Origin of the sequence: Klebsiella sp. 2-CIP_Kleb. (genome assembly GCF_050378715.1) — a bacterium.
Taxonomy (GTDB): Bacteria; Pseudomonadota; Gammaproteobacteria; order Enterobacterales; family Enterobacteriaceae; genus Klebsiella; species Klebsiella quasipneumoniae.
This window is the reverse complement of sequence record NZ_JBNRLG010000002.1, coordinates 1,024,438-1,041,547: the sequence shown is the minus strand read 5'-3', so window position 1 is coordinate 1,041,547 and position 17,110 is coordinate 1,024,438. Positions and strand designations below refer to the sequence as shown.

The 17,110-nt window shown below is 58.3% G+C and carries 17 protein-coding genes; 3 read left to right on the top strand and 14 right to left on the bottom strand.

Annotated features, from left to right (window positions below; all coding sequences use genetic code 11):
* The 7 genes from ACQUTP_RS12925 to pdxA form a co-directional block, all read right to left on the bottom strand.
* The coding region (locus tag ACQUTP_RS12925) for a hypothetical protein (protein WP_175335468.1) at nt 1-162 on the bottom strand (162 nt) is incomplete at its 3' end.
* A 20-nt stretch (nt 163-182) separates the two neighbouring features.
* Nucleotides 183-1,133, bottom strand: coding sequence for a transaldolase (tal, locus tag ACQUTP_RS12920; protein WP_004204605.1), 951 nt, complete (start codon nt 1,131-1,133; stop codon nt 183-185).
* 30 nt (nt 1,134-1,163) lie between these two features.
* On the bottom strand, nt 1,164-1,622 hold the full coding sequence (gene rpiB, locus ACQUTP_RS12915; protein ID WP_004204604.1) for a ribose 5-phosphate isomerase B: 459 nt from the start codon (nt 1,620-1,622) through the stop codon (nt 1,164-1,166).
* 28 nt (nt 1,623-1,650) lie between these two features.
* Entirely contained in the window at nt 1,651-2,025 is a 375-nt protein-coding gene (locus ACQUTP_RS12910) for a PTS glucitol/sorbitol transporter subunit IIA (RefSeq protein ID WP_004204603.1), read from the bottom strand.
* Between the two features lies 1 nt (nt 2,026).
* Nucleotides 2,027-3,046, bottom strand: a complete 1,020-nt coding sequence (locus ACQUTP_RS12905) for a 2-keto-3-deoxygluconate permease (RefSeq protein ID WP_428902462.1) — start codon at nt 3,044-3,046, stop codon at nt 2,027-2,029.
* Nucleotides 3,047-3,138: 92 nt separating this feature from the next.
* A complete protein-coding gene (locus tag ACQUTP_RS12900) occupies nt 3,139-4,857 on the bottom strand; it encodes a four-carbon acid sugar kinase family protein (protein ID WP_032455831.1) in 1,719 nt (572 codons plus the stop codon).
* Nucleotides 4,858-4,892: 35 nt separating this feature from the next.
* Nucleotides 4,893-5,900, bottom strand: coding sequence for a 4-hydroxythreonine-4-phosphate dehydrogenase PdxA (pdxA, locus tag ACQUTP_RS12895; RefSeq protein ID WP_004179336.1), 1,008 nt, complete (start codon nt 5,898-5,900; stop codon nt 4,893-4,895).
* A gap of 243 nt (nt 5,901-6,143) precedes the next feature.
* Here pdxA and ACQUTP_RS12890 point away from each other — a divergent pair, with 243 nt between their 5' ends.
* Nucleotides 6,144-6,938 (top strand): triose-phosphate isomerase, encoded by a 795-nt coding sequence (locus ACQUTP_RS12890; protein WP_004204598.1) that lies wholly within the window; start codon nt 6,144-6,146, stop codon nt 6,936-6,938.
* 35 nt (nt 6,939-6,973) lie between these two features.
* On the top strand, nt 6,974-7,936 hold the full coding sequence (locus ACQUTP_RS12885) for a sugar-binding transcriptional regulator (protein ID WP_004204597.1): 963 nt from the start codon (nt 6,974-6,976) through the stop codon (nt 7,934-7,936).
* Nucleotides 7,937-7,960: 24 nt separating this feature from the next.
* Here ACQUTP_RS12885 and ACQUTP_RS12880 read toward each other — a convergent pair whose 3' ends face one another.
* From ACQUTP_RS12880 to ACQUTP_RS12850, 7 genes are all read right to left on the bottom strand, one after another.
* Entirely contained in the window at nt 7,961-8,305 is a 345-nt protein-coding gene (locus ACQUTP_RS12880) for a hypothetical protein (protein ID WP_004204594.1), read from the bottom strand.
* A gap of 90 nt (nt 8,306-8,395) precedes the next feature.
* Nucleotides 8,396-9,226, bottom strand: a complete 831-nt coding sequence (cobB, locus tag ACQUTP_RS12875; RefSeq protein ID WP_017898959.1) for a Sir2 family NAD+-dependent deacetylase — start codon at nt 9,224-9,226, stop codon at nt 8,396-8,398.
* 14 nt (nt 9,227-9,240) lie between these two features.
* Entirely contained in the window at nt 9,241-10,152 is a 912-nt protein-coding gene (gene nagK, locus ACQUTP_RS12870; RefSeq protein WP_004204591.1) for an N-acetylglucosamine kinase, read from the bottom strand.
* A 48-nt stretch (nt 10,153-10,200) separates the two neighbouring features.
* Nucleotides 10,201-11,445 (bottom strand): lipoprotein-releasing ABC transporter permease subunit LolE, encoded by a 1,245-nt coding sequence (gene lolE / locus ACQUTP_RS12865; RefSeq protein WP_008806005.1) that lies wholly within the window; start codon nt 11,443-11,445, stop codon nt 10,201-10,203.
* The gene (gene lolD, locus ACQUTP_RS12860; protein ID WP_004204584.1) at nt 11,445-12,146 is read right to left on the bottom strand and encodes a lipoprotein-releasing ABC transporter ATP-binding protein LolD; all 702 of its coding nucleotides are present in this window, start codon (nt 12,144-12,146) and stop codon (nt 11,445-11,447) included. Before lolD ends, lolE begins: the two co-directional genes overlap by 1 nt.
* Nucleotides 12,139-13,338, bottom strand: coding sequence for a lipoprotein-releasing ABC transporter permease subunit LolC (lolC, locus tag ACQUTP_RS12855; RefSeq protein ID WP_004204582.1), 1,200 nt, complete (start codon nt 13,336-13,338; stop codon nt 12,139-12,141). Before lolC ends, lolD begins: the two co-directional genes overlap by 8 nt.
* Nucleotides 13,339-13,471: 133 nt before the next feature.
* Nucleotides 13,472-13,603, bottom strand: coding sequence for a hypothetical protein (locus ACQUTP_RS12850; RefSeq protein WP_004140630.1), 132 nt, complete (start codon nt 13,601-13,603; stop codon nt 13,472-13,474).
* A gap of 39 nt (nt 13,604-13,642) precedes the next feature.
* On the opposite strand from ACQUTP_RS12850, the gene mfd reads away from it, so the two are divergent.
* Nucleotides 13,643-17,089 (top strand): transcription-repair coupling factor, encoded by a 3,447-nt coding sequence (mfd, locus tag ACQUTP_RS12845; protein WP_285756226.1) that lies wholly within the window; start codon nt 13,643-13,645, stop codon nt 17,087-17,089.
* Nucleotides 17,090-17,110 lie beyond the last annotated feature (21 nt).

Sequence of the window (17,110 nt, the reverse complement as noted above, 5' to 3'; positions counted from 1 at the left end):
GTTCGGGTTATGGTTCAGGAAATCACGCCACAGCACTTCGGCAATGTCAGCCATACCCATCGGGGCACCCGGGTGGCCGGATTTGGCTTTCTGTACAGCGTCCATGCTCAGGGCGCGCAGCGCATTGGCGCACTGGCGGCGAGTGGTATTTGTCGTCTTCATCGGTCTATTTCCCCTGCGGCCTACAGCATCTGCTGAATCTGTTGTTCCAGTTTCACCTGATCGACAGCAAACAGGCGGATCCCTTCCGCTAGTTTTTCCACTGCCATGGGATCCTGATGATGCTGCCAGAGGAATTCCGCCTGCGTCATCGGGCTGGGACGGGTTTCCGTCACGCAGCCGGGGGTCAACTGGCGGGTCAGCGCCCCTTCGCTGGCCGCCAGCTCGTCCAGCAGTGCCGGAGAGATGGTCAGGCGATCGCAGCCCGCCAGCGCCTGGATCTGCTCGATACGACGGAAGCTGGCGCCCATTACCACCGTGTCATAGCCATGGGATTTGTAATACTGATAAATCTGGCGCACAGAGACCACGCCTGGGTCGCTGTCCACCTGATAGGCTAACTGCGGCTGGTGCTTCTGATACCAGTCGTAGATGCGACCCACAAAGGGCGAAATGAGAAAGACGCCCGCTTCAGCGCACGCCCGGGCCTGAGCGAAAGAGAACAGCAGCGTCAGGTTGCAGTTTATACCGCTCTGCTCCAGCTCTTCGGCAGCGCGAATGCCCTCCCAGGTGGCGGCGAGCTTAATTAAAATCCGCTCGGGACCAATGCCATTTTTTTCATATAACTGGATGAGCTTGCGCGCCTTCGCGACGCACATTCCGCGATCCCAGGCAAAGCGGGCATCCACTTCGGTGGAGATACGCCCGGGCACATGGCGCAGCACCTCGCTGCCGATATCCACTGCCACCTGATCGCAGGCGTTAATCAACTGCGTTTCTGCGCTGCCCCCCTGGCGGCGTGCCTTGCCAATCGCATCGGCAATCAGCGGCTGATACTGCGGCAACTGCGCGGCCTTCAGCACCAGCGAAGGGTTGGTGGTCGCATCCTGTGGAGCAAACTTTTTAATCGATTCAATATCGCCGGTATCAGCAACAACCGTGGTGTATTTTTTCAGTTCGTCTAACTGGCTCATCATCTGTTCCTTATCTTACGACTGCGGAGGTTAATCTCTGGCATGCTGGTGTTCGTAATAATCAATACGTTCCACTTTGGGCGCGGAGCCGCCGCCTTCATATTCGGACTCAAGCCATGCCTGAATTATTTTTTTGCCCAGCTCAGTGCCAATCACCCGCGCGCCGAGGGTAATAATCTGCGCGTTGTTACTTTTACGCGCTCGCTCAGCAGAGAAGGTATCGTGACACTGGGCGGCGCGGACCCCGGGGACTTTATTGGCAACAATACTCATCCCAATGCCGGTACCGCAGATCAGGATGCCGCGATCGTGTTCGCCCTGTTTAATCGACATCGCCACCGCATGGGCAACATCCGGATAAACGGTACTCCCCTGGCGTTGATCGCTGCTGTAATCCGCGACGTTAATTCCCAGCCCATTCAAATAAGCGACGATAGTATCGCGAAAAGCATAGGCGGCATCATCCGCACCAATAGCGATTGTTTTCATGGTTATTTCCTTAATTTAACAGTACGTCTTAATGACAATTCGGGTAAAACGAAATTTGGTCGCCGGGCTGAATAATTTGTGGTGGTTCGCCGTAAAGGTGTACCATCCCGGGTAATTCAGCGATATCTGCGCCATCAAAATTTAGCGTGATATGGCCAAGCTGTCGTAAATTTGCCGTTGCCACACTGCCTACCGCGGTCACCCGATAATTTTTATCATTTAATTTCATTCGCTGACCGGGCGATAACTCGGTGGTCAGTTCGCTGGCCTGGTGTACGGCGCAATAACTCGCAATATCGTCGGGAACGGCATCGGAGAATAAAATAAGCCGCTGCTCCCGCAAAGAGCACTCAACATATTCCCCGACGGCGGTAATTCGTAATGAATACAACGGCACGCTCATACTATTTGTGTCCTTTGGCGGCAGGGGAAGATAATGTCACGCTCTCTTCACTTTTCGCGTCTTTCAAATGTTCAGCAGCTGGTGCCCGCTTTTTCAGCCGTTTATCAAACCAGGCGACCAGTATCGGCGCGGTGATCATGGTGATAATGCTCGCCGTCGCCAGCTGCGCGGTGGCAGCATCCACGTACATCGCCAGCGAAGGATCCGCCTGGGCAACCATCGCCGGCGTCAGCGCTGAGCTGGCGGCGGTGGTTCCCAGCGCGGCGCCCAGCGCGCTTTTCTTCTTCAAAAACAGGTTGTAGATAAAGTAGAACACAATCCCGGTGAGCGCGGAGATAATCCCCAACAGGATCCCGGACAGGCCGGCGGTAAACACTGTATTGATGCTTGAGTTGGCGCCGATGGCGAACGACATAATAATGATCACCAGCGGCTGCGCCGCGGCGCATAACTGTTTAAAACGTTCGTCCAGATTGCCCCACAGCATGCCAATCAGCAGCGGGATAAGCATCGACAGCAGCGCGGCGAAGGGAATATTGGCCAGGCCGCTGACGCCCAGCACCATCATGGTGACAAACGGACCATCCTTGATGCAGAACACGGAGATCGCCCCGGCATCACTGGCATCGCCATAGTTGCTGCACAATGCGATATAGAGGGAGCTGTTCGAGCTGGTCAGGCAGGCAATCAGCGCCAGGGTCGATATCCCGAGAAATCCGCTCGGGCCAAACAACGTTCCCGCGGCCCATACCGCCAGGGCCCCGGCCAGACATTTGAGAAACAGCAGCACGGCGCCTTTATAGAGCGGTAACCCGGCCTGACGGATATTGATCGAGGTTCCGCAAATGAGCAAAAATATGCCCATCATGGCACTGGAACCGACTTTAAATAAGGCGGTGGTCGGGCCGCCAATGCTGAGCACCTGGGGCGCGAAAGTATTAATTAATATGGCCACCAGCAGTGGAATAATAATTAACCCACCGGGCACCTTATTCATTTTCTCAAGTATATTAATATTCATAGGGTAACTCTTAAATTAAGATTTAACAGAGATAACGACGCAATACTACCCTGACGACCATTACGTCGCTTATTAGTTATTAGATGACTGGATTATTGCTGTGCTTCTTGATAAATTCGGTCAACAATGGTGCTAATAATATCTTCCGGTCCGGTTAACCCTCCTTTTCCGACACAAATTAAGCCGGCATAATCGCCACCAATAATCCGCACCATATCGGTTTGCGGGATGACATAATCAATCATTTCTATTCCGGTGGCACCCAGCTCTTTTAGTACATTGACCATAGTATCGCCACCGGTCATATACAATCCTTTAATTTCACCCGACGCACAGTTAAGCACCTCGCGCACAATACTGCCCAGCCCCTGGTTAATATTTTGCGCAGCCTCACCGTGGGCCAGAGCAAATCTCTGCTCCTCTTCCTGAAGGTTTAGCAACCGCCCGGTCAAGGCGGACTCAAAAACAAAGAGCGCGTTGTGCTGCGCCGGAACGCACTGCCGGGCATGCTGCACCACGCGATTGACTTCAATCTCAGCGGCGTTTTTCCGGTCAACCAACAGCTCGGCATCCACCGGGATATGGCAGACCCGGGCATCATTGGCGATCAAATACTGGAGCTGCTTTTTGGTTACGGGCGTTGCGCTGCCGGCGACAATCAGAATCGAGCCGCGCTGGCTGTCCGCTGTCAGGCTCGCGGGCGCACTGCTCCGCGCTTCGCGCATCAGACCGCGACGAACCGCCAGCCGTTCGGTAAAGGGCCCCGGATCGACGGCCAGTACGTTCCAGTTCAGGGCCACGACCGCCCCGGCGATGGCATCGACATCGTCGACGGTAATCGCATCGACCACTATCACCCGCACGCCGCGCTGCTGTTGCTCCTGCAAATCCTGCTGGATTTGCCCTTCGCCTTTCATCACCGACGTCAGCGCGATATGCCCGACCTGATGATGGGTCTGCGCCGCCAACAGTCCCGGCACCCACGACTCGGTGACCGGGGTACGTACATCACGAGCCACATCGGTCCGCGACAGGGCTACTGAATCAATCACCGAGTAACCGCCGACGAGAATACGCCGTGACTGCGGCATCGCCGGCACCACAACCGCCACCGTCTCCTGCGGCAGTTGTTCCAGCATGGCGTCGATTTCAAATCCGATGCCGCCGCGCAGCGTGGTATCAATCCGCTTGGTGAAGTAGTGCGCGCCGCGAGCCTGCAGCTGTTTCACCGCAGCGCTCACTTTGTGCTGGGCCTCCGCTTTCGGCAATGGGCGGCTGTCGCTGCTGACCACCATCGCCGGATACTCTACCTCATTGCGGGCGAAGGATTCGGTATCGAAAAACGCGGCGGTTTTTAAACCGCTGCGCGCCAGCAGCACCCCGACGGTGGTTGCCCCGGTCAGATCGTCCGCCACGATCCCAAGCTTTCCGCCTTCCCCTTGCGGCCAGACCATCTCAATGCAGGCTGGCGTCACCCCGGAGACGTAGATCCCTTCGTGTATAAATTCCGCCAGCGGGCCGCTTTTACCGGTGGGATGCAGGTTAATGGTGGGAATTCCCCGCTTCGGATAGAGTCCGCAGCGCAACGTGCCGCCGCAGTCGATGACCATTAAACCAATCTCTTCCGCCGGCGGTTCGCCATTTTTGAATACATCAATTGAGGGCCAGCCGGTCAGTTCGCTCAGGCGGTCGACGACCGGGGGGCGGATACCCCCGGTGATGTACGCGATCTTTTTCCCCTGACCCAGCGTGATAGTCAGCGGCCCACCCCAGCCCTTACAGCCCTTGCTAATCAACAGATGTTTTTCCATTTCTCTGTCCTCGTGATTCGCATGAACCTCAGCGATTATTGATGCTTCATTTTCCAGTAACGGGCCGCCACCAGCGTCGACTCCAGCATACTGACGGTACCCGCCTTACCGGTACCGGCGATGTCAAACGCCGTCCCATGGTCAACGGAGCTGCGCATAAACGGCAGGCCGAAGGTAATGGTGATCGAACGTTCAAAGTCGAGGGTTTTGCAGGCGATATGCCCCTGATCGTGATACAGCGAGAGAATGGCGTCGTAGCGCCCCTGTTTGCCGAGATGGAAGACGGAATCGGCCGGAACTGGCCCGATAGCGTTGATCCCCATCTCCTGGGCCGCTTTCACCGCCGGGATCAGATTGTCTGCCTCTTCGTGACCAAACAGACCGTTGTCGGAACCATGCGGGTTCAGGGCAGCCACGGCAATGCGCGGATTTTTGATGTTCAGGGCGGTAAATTCATGGTGGATCTGCTGAACGCAGGCCAGCACTCGCGCTTTGTTGGCATAGTCACAGGCTGCTTTTAGCGCCATATGACGGCTCACGAAGAAGACGCGCAGGTTGTGGACGTGGAACATGGTCAGACCGTAATCAGATTGGGTTTCCACCTGATAGATTTCGGTATGGCCCGGGAGCTTACATCCTGCCAGCTTGATGGCTTCCTTATGAATTGGTGCAGTCGAGACCACATCGATCAGCCCCGCTTTGCCCAGCTCGATCGACTTCATCACATAGTCCAGTGACATTTGCCCCGCCAGCTTCTGCACCTTGCCCCATTCGATGCTGTCGCAATCGTAGTCGCCGGTTTCCAGAACATCCAACGTCCCCCAGCTGAAACGGGCCTCCTGCGGATGGGCAATTTTATGGATAGCAAAATCGCAACCCATGATTTTCATCGCCCGGCTGATAATCGGTACCGAGCCGATCAGGAACGGTTTGCACTCGTCATACACACTTTTGTCCATCATGGTGGCCACGGTGATCTCGGGGCCGATCCCTGCCGGATCGCCAATGGTAATCGCCACAACGGGTTTTTTCTCTGCTGACATCATGCGCCTCTCATTGTCTCAGTTGATTGTTCATATGTTCATTACAGAATCATATGCTCAAAACATTACCTGAGGAATGAGCCGCCATAAGTGATGAAGATCACATAAAAAAATTCATAGATTTTTTTCATCGAAAAATGTGATCTAACATATGTTCACGCACTGATAAAAAGTTCAAGCTCAATACAGGGTATGGCACCCACATTTGGCAAGCGTCTGATTTTATTAATAGGAGAAGCAACGATGACCCCGATATGGTTAGGAACCAGCTGGAAAATGAACAAGCCGCTGTCGCAGGCCATGGCGTGGTGCGAAACGCTGGCAGCGCGAATGCCTGAGGGCTGTCACCCTGCTATTCAGCCCTTCGTCATTCCCCCCTTCACCGCTATCCAACCCGTCAGCCATTTTCTGCAAACGCATCAGTTACCGCTTCTGACCGGCGCGCAGAATATGCATGAAGCGGATCAGGGCGCCTGGACCGGGGAAATCTCGGCGGCCATGTTGGCAGAAACCGGCGCCACGCTTGTTGAGCTGGGACATTCAGAACGACGCGCCGCCTTTAATGAAAGCGATGCCGCGATTAATCGAAAAGTACACAGCGCCTTAGGTCATGGCCTGCGCCCGCTGATCTGTATTGGCGATAGCGCCGAGGAGAAACGCTGGCAGGTGTCGCGGGAGAGCGTGGTGCGGCAGATGAAAATCGCCCTGTATGGCCTGAGCCACCAGCAAGCGCTGCAGACCCTGATTGCTTATGAACCGGTGTGGGCCATTGGCGAACACGGCACCCCCGCCTCGCCGCAGGAGGCGGGCGTTATTCATCAGGCGTTGCGCCAGGCGCTCTGCGAGCTGTTTGGTCACGAGACGGGAACCCGTATCCCCCTGCTGTATGGCGGCAGCGTTACGCTGCAAAATGCGGTGGAACTGCTGCGCCAGCAGGAGATCAATGGGTTGTTTATCGGCCGCGCGGCCTGGGACGCGCAAGGTTATTGCGACATTGTTCAACGCGTTACACAGGAATTTATTTTACAGGCGCAGTAATATAAAAGGGACATCAGAGATGGAAATGCCAGGCCATGATTGAACAAGACTCAGATTACGCCCTGCTCACTGAAATTGCGGTGGCTTATTACGACCAGGAACAAACGCAGGAAGAGATTGCCAGGCGATTTGGCATTTCACGTATCAAAGTCGGGCGCCTGCTGAAAAAAGCGCGTCAGGAAGGGATTGTTGAGATCAGCGTCAAATACCATCCGGTCTTCAGCTCCCAGATTGAGCAGCAGTTTATTTCGCACTTTGGCATTAAGCGCGCGCTGATTGCCCTGGATCACCATGATGAGGATGAACAGCGCCAGCAAGTGGCGGCCCTGGTCAGTAACTACCTGGCTGGCGTGTTAAAAAACGATATGACCGTCACCGTGGGTCAGGGACGCAATGTGGCCGCGGTGGCGAATCACGTTGGCGTGTTTCCTGAGCGCCACTGCCGCTTTATTTGCGGCATCGGCGGAACCAAGCGTGACAATCAGCTGATTGACGCCGACCACATCAGCCGGAATCTGGCGCGCAAATTTAACGGCTTCAGCGAAACACTTTACGCCCCGGCCTATGTGGAAACCCCGGAGCTGCGCGCGGCCTTTATGCAAAACCGCCTGATTAAGGCCACGCTCGAACAGGCCAGCAAGGCTGACGTGGCGATCATTGGCCTCGGCGATATGAATGAAAACAGCTTTATGGTCCAGCTCGGCTGGTTTACGCCGCAGGAAATTGCCACCGCGCGTCAGGAACAGGGGGTGGTGGGCGATCTGGCGGGGTATAGCTTTTTCAATATTCAGGGCAAGCCCGTCGATACGGTAATGAATGACCGGGTCATTGGCTTAAGTCTCGAACAGCTGCGGGCCATCCCCTGCGTGATCGCTATCGCCTCCGAAAGCACGAAAGCGACGGCGATCCTGGGGGCATTACGCACCGGAGTTATCGATGTGCTGGCTACCAGCGCCTCGAACGCCCGTTCGGTCATTAATATGCAAAAGGCGCTATAAATAAGCCACGGCGCAGGCGGCGGATCAGCGTCGTCCGCCGTCGCGCTGGTCTTTGCCCTTCCCTTTTGCGGCTCGCCGCTGCAAAACCCCCTCCATGATGCCGACAACCCCGTTGAGGGGTTTCCACAGCGCCACCAGCAGCAGCAACGGGCCGTATATTCGCACACCGCCGGTCGCTATCTGGCCGGTTAGCAACAGGGCTAAACCATCCAGCAGCAGGCACAATGCGCTGCCGGTGCCGACGAACAGACACAGCAGGAAGAGGATCGGTCGGCTGTCGGCGTGTAGCGGTAAAGCACGCTGGCTCCAGACGCCAACGAGAATGGCCGCGATCAAGGAGATCGATTCAATGACCAGGGGATTATGCATGGTCTGACTCCTGTCATGACGTATCATCCTTGTCAGCAGCGCTGCCGGAGGCGGCGGGCGTCGCCCTCGTCCCCGGCAGGCTGCTTCAGTTTACAGCGCGTTTTCCTGCAGCAGCTTATCGATAAAGGCGGGCACCACTTCGCTCGCCAGTCCGTAGTGCTTTTCGGCAAACTCACTGCCCACCTGGCTGGGCTCCAGGTTCAGTTCAACGGTGTGGGCGCCGTGCAGCCGCGCCTCGTGCACAAAGCCGGCCGCCGGATAAACGTGGCCGGAGGTGCCGATGGCGATAAAGATATCCGCTTCGGCCAGCGCGCTGTAGATCTCGTCCATCCCCAGCGGCATTTCGCCAAACCAGACCACGTGGGGACGCAGCGCCGCCGGGAACTGGCAGCAGTGGCACTTATCCTCTGCGGTGACGTCGCCGGTCCACTCCAGCACCTGGCCACTCCACGAACAGCGCACCTTCAGCAGCTCGCCGTGCATATGGATCACCCGGCGGTTGCCGGCGCGTTCGTGCAGATTATCGATATTCTGGGTGACCAGCAGAAAATGGTCGCCCAGCAGATCCTCCAGACGCGCCAGCGCCAGATGCGCCGCGTTCGGTGCGATCTCCGGACTCTGCAGCTGACGACGGCGGGCGTTGTAGAACGCCTGCACCAGCGCCGGGTCGCGGGCGAAGCCTTCCGGCGTCGCCACATCTTCCACCCGATGCTCTTCCCACAGGCCATCGGCCGCGCGGAAAGTTTTGATCCCCGACTCCGCCGATATGCCCGCGCCGGTTAACACCACCACTCTCGGTTTGGCCATCGCTTCAGGCTTCATCCTGTCCTCCCTAAAGAAAATCCGCTGACGCAGACGGTCACGCAACTGACGTTTATTGCGACGAAAACGGCTCAATCGATGTAAACGGCGCGACTGCATAGCTACCTCTGTGATTAATGGGTCAGATGAAGGAAGGCCGCACCGCGCATTCCCCCGGCATCGCCATGGCGCGCGCGCTCAATGCGCGGTACTCTGGCGACCGGCAGAAGATGGCGCGGCAATCGCTGCGCCAGCCCTTCGCTAATGGCCGTAAAGTTAGATAATCCACCGCCGAGCACCAGCAAATCCGGGTCGACAATGGTCAGTATATTCCCCAGACACACCGCCAGCAGATCGAGATAGCGCTCTACGTGCGCCAGGGCGCGCGGATCGTGCTGCTGCCACTGCGCCACAATCTCCGGCGAGGTGAGCGGTTGCTGATAAAAATGTTCATACAGCCAGGCAAAACCGCGGCCGGAGAGATAATTTTCAATGCAGCCCAGCTGGCCGCAGCCGCAGCGAAGCAGCGGAAAATCACGCCCGACCACCTCCAGGGCATCCACCGGCAGACGAATATGACCAAACTCGCCGGTGATATAGCTATGTCCGGTAATCGATTTACCGTTCAACACCAGGCCGCCGCCCACGCCGGTGCCGAGGATCAGCCCCATCACCAGCGGGTATTGCGTAAACTCATCGTCCCACGCTTCCGACAGCGCGAAGCAGTTGGCGTCATTATCGAGGCGCACATCGCGCCCCAGCCGCGCGCTGAGGTCGGCGCGCAGCGGCCGGCCGCTGGCGGCAGGCACGTTAGCGGCATACAGCGTGCCGTCCGCCGTTTCCGGCATCCCCGGGATACCGATCCCAACCGACCCCTGCTGGTCGAAGCGCTCATCGGCCTCGCGGACCAGCGCCTCTACCGCCTGAAGAAAATCCTCATAACTGCTTTTCGGCGTGGCGACGCGTTTTTCCCACTGCAGTCGCCGCTCCTGATTAAATACGCCCAGCGCTATCTTGCTGCCGCCAATGTCAAATCCATAGTACATTTCAGCAATTCCTCTTGTGTCGTCAGCCAGGCCGACGATGACGATAAATTACTGGCCACTCAGCACCCTCGCCGGGTCGATACGGCTGGCGCGGCGGGCGGGATACCAGCTGGCCAGCAAACTCAGCAACAGTGCTGTCACCAGCACATAAAAGACGTCCAGCCAGTGCAGTTCTGACGGCAGGAAGTCAATAAAATAGATGTCGCCGGAGAGGAATTTATGCCCAATCAGGTATTCGATGCCGTTGATGATTGACGTCAGGTTCAACGCGCAGATCACGCCGATCACCACCCCAAACAGGCTGCCTACCGATCCGGCTAATAAACCATACCACACGAAAATCGCGCGAATTAAGCCGTCTTTTGCGCCAAGCGTGCGCAGCACCGCAATATCGCCGCTTTTGTCTTTGACCGCCATCACCAGCGTCGAGACGATATTGAAGCAGGCCACGCCGATCACCAGCACCATCGCCAGGTACATAATGGCGCGGATCATCTGGATATCGCGATACATATAGCCGTAGGTGCCGATCCAGCTCTTGATATAGACGTAGCTGTTGGTCACCTCGCCGGCGTCGCGCACCAGCTTGTTAGCATGGAAAACGTCCGTGACCTTGATGGCGATACCGGTCACGCTGCCGCCCATCTCCAGGTACTGCTGCGCATCCTGCATCGGGATCATGGCAAAACTATGATCGAGCTGGCCGCTCAGCTGCAAAATACCGGTCACGTGCAGCCTGACGCGTTTCGGCTGCAGCAGCTGATGGTCGGCGTCGGCGTTAGGGATCATGATCGACACCCAGTCTCCCTGCTTCACGTGCAGCGCATCAGCGACGCCTTTACCCAGAATCACCTGCTGTTCACCGGCCTTGAAGCCGGCCCACGCGTTATTCTGCACAAAGGTGGGCAGCGCGCTGAGCCGGGTTTCCTGCTGCGGGTCGACCCCTTTCACCTGGATGGCGCGCATATTGCTGCCGCTTTCCACCAGGCCGGTGAAGTTAATATAGGGCGCCGCGGCGACTATCCCCTTCACTTTCTGCACCTTAGCCAGCGCCTCCTGCCAGTTATTCCACGGCTGGTTCACGGGTTCGATTTCACCGTGCGGCACCACCGCCAACACGCGGTTATTCAGCTCGCGCTCAAAGCCGTTCATCGCGCTGAGGCCGACGATCAGCACTGCCACCCCCAGCGCAATACCGATGGTGGAGATCACCGAGATCAGCGACACCATGCCGCCGCGCCGCCGGCCGCGGCTGAAACGCAATGCAATCAGTAACGATAACGGAGAGGCCATTACTCGGCCCCCATCAGGGTCAGGTCGGCGGTCAGGCGGCCATCGCGCATCTCCAGCTGGCGGCTCATCCGCTTCGCCAGCTGCAGGTCGTGGGTCACCACCAGAAACGCGGTGCGCTGCGCGAGGTTCAGTTCGCCCAGCAGCTGGAAGATGCTGTCGGCGTTGCGAGCGTCGAGGTTACCGGTCGGCTCATCCGCCAATACCAGTCGCGGTTTGTTCACCAGCGCGCGGGCAATCGCCACCCGCTGGCGTTCGCCACCGGAGAGTTCCGACGGACGGTGATGGCTGCGGTGTTCAAGCCCGACCGCCTGCAGCATCGCTTTCGCCTGACGTTCAATGTCCGCCGGCTTCTTTTTGCCAATCAGCAGCGGCATCGCCACGTTCTCCAGTGCGCTAAAGTCCGGCAGCAGATGGTGGAACTGATAGATAAAGCCCAGCTCGCGGTTACGCAGGTCGGCGCGCGCGGCGGTGGAGAGCTTGCTCATCGGCTGGCCGGAGAAAATCACGTCGCCAGAGGTGGGGGTATCGAGGCCGCCCAGCAGATGCAGCAGGGTACTTTTGCCGGAGCCGGAGGTACCGACGATGGCCATCATCTCGCCTTCATCAATGCTGAAGCTGACATTGTGCAGGACATCGGTTTGCACATTGCCTTCCTGATAGCGTTTGCACAGGTTGTCGCATTGCAGCAGGATCTTATTCATAACGTAAAGCCTCAGCGGGTTGAGTGGCGGCAGCGCGCCAGGAAGGGTACAACGTAGACAACAATGCCAGCGCCATCGCCACCAGGGCGATAACGACGACCTGCAGCGGCTCAATCGCCACCGGCAGCGCCGCGCCGTCAAGGAAGGCGCCGATGATCGGCATTAAATTATTCAACTGGCTGGCCAGCAGCGCACCAAGCACCGCTCCCAGCAGCGCGCCGACGATCCCTGCGCTGGCGCCCTGCACCATGAAGACGGCCATAATCTGCCGCGGCGTCAGCCCCTGGGTCTGTAGGATCGCCACTTCGCCCTGCTTCTCCATCACCATCATCCCCAGCGAGGTAATAATGTTGAAGGCCGCGACGGCGACGATCAGGCTGAGCAGCAGGCCCATCATATTTTTCTCCATGCGCACCGCCTGGAACAGTTCACCCTTGCGCTCGCGCCAGTCCTGCCACTGGGTGCCCGGCGGCAGCGTCTGCTGGCTGAGGGTATCCACTTGCAGCGGTTTATCCAGCCACAGGCGCCAGCCGGTGATATTCCCCAGCGGATAGCGCATCAAACGGGAAGCGTCGTCGATGTTGGTCAGCATCTGATAACCATCGACTTCGCTGTTGGCAGCGAAGGTGCCGATGACCGTAAACAGGCGCTGGCTCGGCACGCGGCCCATCGGCGTAAACTGGCTGGCGGAAGGAACCATCAGGCGAATTTTATCGCCGCGATTAACCCCCAGCTGACCCGCCAGCTGCTCGCCGAGAATAACGTTATATTTACCCGCCTGCAGATCGCTCTGTTTGACGTTCACCAGATACGGGGTCAGGGGATCGTTCTGCGCCGGGTCGATGCCCAGCATGACCCCAACCGCCACGCTGCGCGCGCTCTGCAGCACCACGTCGCCGGTGGTGATCGGCGCCACCCGGGTTACGCCCTGGAGTTTCGCCTCGCGCTCCGGCAGCTGTTGGGGATTCACCGAACCCTGTTTGGCGCTAAGTATGGCCTGGGGCATCAGCCCCAGGATGTTGTTTTGCAGCTCGCGTTCAAAGCCGTTCATCACCGACAGGACCGTCACCAGCGCCATGACGCCGAGGGTAATACCGATGGTGGAAAGCCAGGAGACGAAGCGACCGAAGCGGTCGGCTGCTCGCCCACGCATATAGCGCAGGCCGATAAAGAGTGCGGCAGGTTGATACATGTCATCCATCTGGTTGCTGATAGCCGATTCCCGAGTATATAAGCGATTAGGGGCAGCGTAAATGACTGATACCTGACGACTTTATTAGCAAAAATCCTAAAACCCAAGCAAATACAAACGGATAGATAAGTACTTACTTATTTATCTTTACGCTTATCGACAGCGCTGACCTTTCTTCACCCAACACGCGATGGCAATTCGGGTTGGCGAATCCAGACCAATCGCGGATAATCTCACTATTGAATATCAGCGAGTTGCCCTCCATATCGGCAGAGCGAATCCCTAAGAGACCATGAAACCGTCTATGCCTGAACAATATCGATACTCATTGCCGGTGAAAGCCGGTGACCAGCGCCAGCTTGGCGAGTTGACCGGCGCAGCCTGCGCCACCCTGGTGGCGGAGATGGCCGAACGCCACAAGGGCCCGGTGGTGCTGGTGGCGCCTGACATGCAAAACGCGCTGCGTCTGAACGACGAGATCAGGCAGTTCACCGACAGCATGGTGATGGGGCTGGCGGACTGGGAGACGCTCCCTTATGACAGCTTCTCACCGCATCAGGACATCATCTCCTCCCGTCTTGCCACCCTTTACCAGTTACCCACCATGCAGCGCGGCGTGCTGATCGTCCCGGTCAGCACGCTGATGCAGCGCGTCTGTCCGCACAGCTTCCTTCACGGCCACGCGCTGGTGATGAAAAAGGGTCAGCGCCTGTCGCGCGATGCGCTGCGCGATCAGCTTGAGGGGGCCGGCTACCGCCATGTCGATCAGGTGATGGAGCATGGCGAATATGCTACCCGCGGCGCGCTGCTCGATCTGTTCCCGATGGGCAGCGACCAGCCCTACCGCCTCGATTTCTTTGACGATGAAATCGATAGCCTGCGCCTGTTCGACGTCGACAGCCAGCGCACGCTGGAGGAAGTGGCGGCCATTAACCTGCTCCCGGCGCACGAATTCCCCACCGACCAGACCGCCATCGAGCTGTTCCGCAGCCAGTGGCGCGACCGCTTTGAAGTGAAACGCGATGCCGAGCATATCTATCAGCAGGTCAGTAAAGGGACGCTGCCTGCAGGTATCGAATACTGGCAGCCGCTGTTCTTCAGCGAGCCGCTGCCGCCGTTATTCAGCTATTTCCCGTCCAGCACGCTGATCGTCAACACCGGCGATCTCGAGACCAGCGCGGAGCGTTTCCAGAATGAAGCCCGCGCCCGTTTTGAAAACCGCGGCGTCGATCCGATGCGCCCGCTCCTGCCGCCGGAACTGCTGTGGCTGCGCAGCGATGAGCTGTTTAGCGAACTGAAAAAGTGGCCGCGCGTACAGCTGAAAACCGAGCGCCTGGCGGAAAAAGCGGCAAATACCAATCTGGGCTACCAGACGCTGCCGGACCTCGCCGTCCAGGCGCAAAACAAAGCGCCGCTGGATAATCTGCGCCGCTTCCTCGAAGCGTTTACCGGCCCGGTGATCTTCTCGGTGGAAAGCGAGGGTCGCCGTGAAGCGCTGAGCGAAATGCTGGCGCGGATTAAAGTTGCGCCAAAACACCTGCTGCGCCTGGAGGAAGCCACCGGCAACGGGCGCTATCTGATGATTGGCGCCGCCGAGCACGGGTTTATCGACAGCCAGCGCGGCCTGGCGCTGATTTGCGAGAGCGACCTGCTCGGCGAGCGCGTCGCGCGCCGTCGTCAGGATTCCCGTCGCACCATTAACCCTGACACACTCATTCGCAACCTTGCCGAACTGCATATCGGCCAGCCGGTCGTTCACCTGGAACACGGCGTGGGACGCTATGCGGGCATGACCACCCTGGAGGCGGGCGGCATCACCGGCGAATACCTGATGCTGACCTACGCTAACGATGCCAAATTATACGTTCCGGTCTCCTCCCTGCATCTTATTAGCCGCTACGCCGGCGGAGCGGAAGAGAACGCGCCCCTGCACAAGCTGGGCGGCGATGCCTGGACCCGGGCGCGGCAAAAAGCGGCCGAGAAGGTACGCGACGTCGCGGCCGAATTGCTGGATATCTACGCCCAGCGCGCAGCGAAAGCCGGTTTTGCCTTTAAACACGACCGCGAACAGTATCAGCTGTTCTGCGACGGTTTCCCGTTTGAAACCACGCCGGATCAGGCGCAGGCGATCAACGCCGTCCTCAGCGATATGTGCCAGCCGCTGGCCATGGACCGCCTGGTGTGTGGCGATGTGGGCTTCGGCAAGACCGAAGTGGCCATGCGCGCCGCCTTCCTCGCTGTGGAGAACCACAAACAGGTGGCGGTACTGGTGCCGACCACCCTGCTGGCTCAGCAGCACTATGACAACTTCCGCGATCGTTTCGCCAACTGGCCGGTACGCATCGAAATGCTCTCCCGTTTCCGCAGCGCTAAGGAGCAGGCGCAGATCCTCGAGCAGGCCGCGGAAGGCAAAATCGATATCTTGATCGGCACCCACAAGCTGCTGCAGAGCGAGGTGAAGCTCCGCGATCTGGGGCTGCTGATCGTCGACGAAGAGCACCGGTTTGGCGTGCGGCATAAAGAGCGTATCAAAGCGATGCGCGCCGATGTCGATATCCTGACCCTCACCGCCACGCCGATCCCGCGAACGCTGAACATGGCGATGAGCGGGATGCGGGATCTGTCGATCATCGCCACGCCGCCGGCGCGCCGCCTGGCGGTAAAGACCTTCGTTCGCGAATACGATGCGCTGGTGGTGCGCGAGGCGATCCTGCGTGAAACGCTGCGCGGCGGCCAGGTTTACTACCTGTTTAATGACGTCGAGAACATCCAGAAAGCCGCCGACAAACTGGCGGAGCTGGTGCCTGAAGCGCGGATCGCCATCGGCCACGGTCAGATGCGGGAGCGTGAGCTGGAGCGGGTGATGAATGACTTCCATCACCAGCGCTTCAATGTGCTGGTGTGCACCACCATCATCGAAACCGGGATCGACATTCCCACCGCCAACACCATCATCATCGAACGCGCCGACCATTTTGGCCTCGCCCAGCTGCACCAGCTGCGCGGCCGCGTTGGCCGCTCCCATCACCAGGCCTATGCCTGGCTGCTGACGCCACATCCAAAGGCGATGACCACCGATGCGCAAAAGCGCCTTGAAGCCATTGCCTCGCTGGAAGATCTCGGTGCCGGCTTTGCGCTAGCTACCCACGATCTGGAGATCCGCGGCGCCGGGGAACTGCTGGGCGAAGATCAGAGCGGTCAGATGGAGACCATCGGCTTCTCCCTGTATATGGAGCTGCTGGAGAATGCGGTGGATGCGCTGAAAGCCGGGCGCGAGCCGTCGCTGGAGGATCTCACCAGCCAGCAGACGGAAGTCGAACTGCGCATGCCTTCCCTGCTGCCTGACGATTTCATCCCCGACGTCAATACCCGCCTGTCGTTCTATAAGCGCATTGCCAGCGCCAAAAACGAACAGGATCTGGAGGAGATCAAAGTCGAGCTGATCGATCGTTTTGGCCGCCTGCCCGACGCCGCCCGCAACCTGCTGGATATCGCCCGTCTGCGTCAGCAGGCGCAGAAGCTGGGGATCCGTAAACTGGAAAGTAACGAAAAAGGCGGAGTGATCGAATTTAACGAGAAAAACAACGTCAATCCGGTGTGGTTAATTGGCCTGCTGCAGAAGCAGCCGCAGCACTTCCGCCTGGACGGGCCGACGCGCCTGAAGTTCATGCAGGATCTCGAGGAGCGTAAGACGCGGATGGACTGGGTTCGCCAGTTCATCCGCCAGCTGGAAGAGAACGCCGTCGCCTGATCGCGGGGGGATATGGCCGTT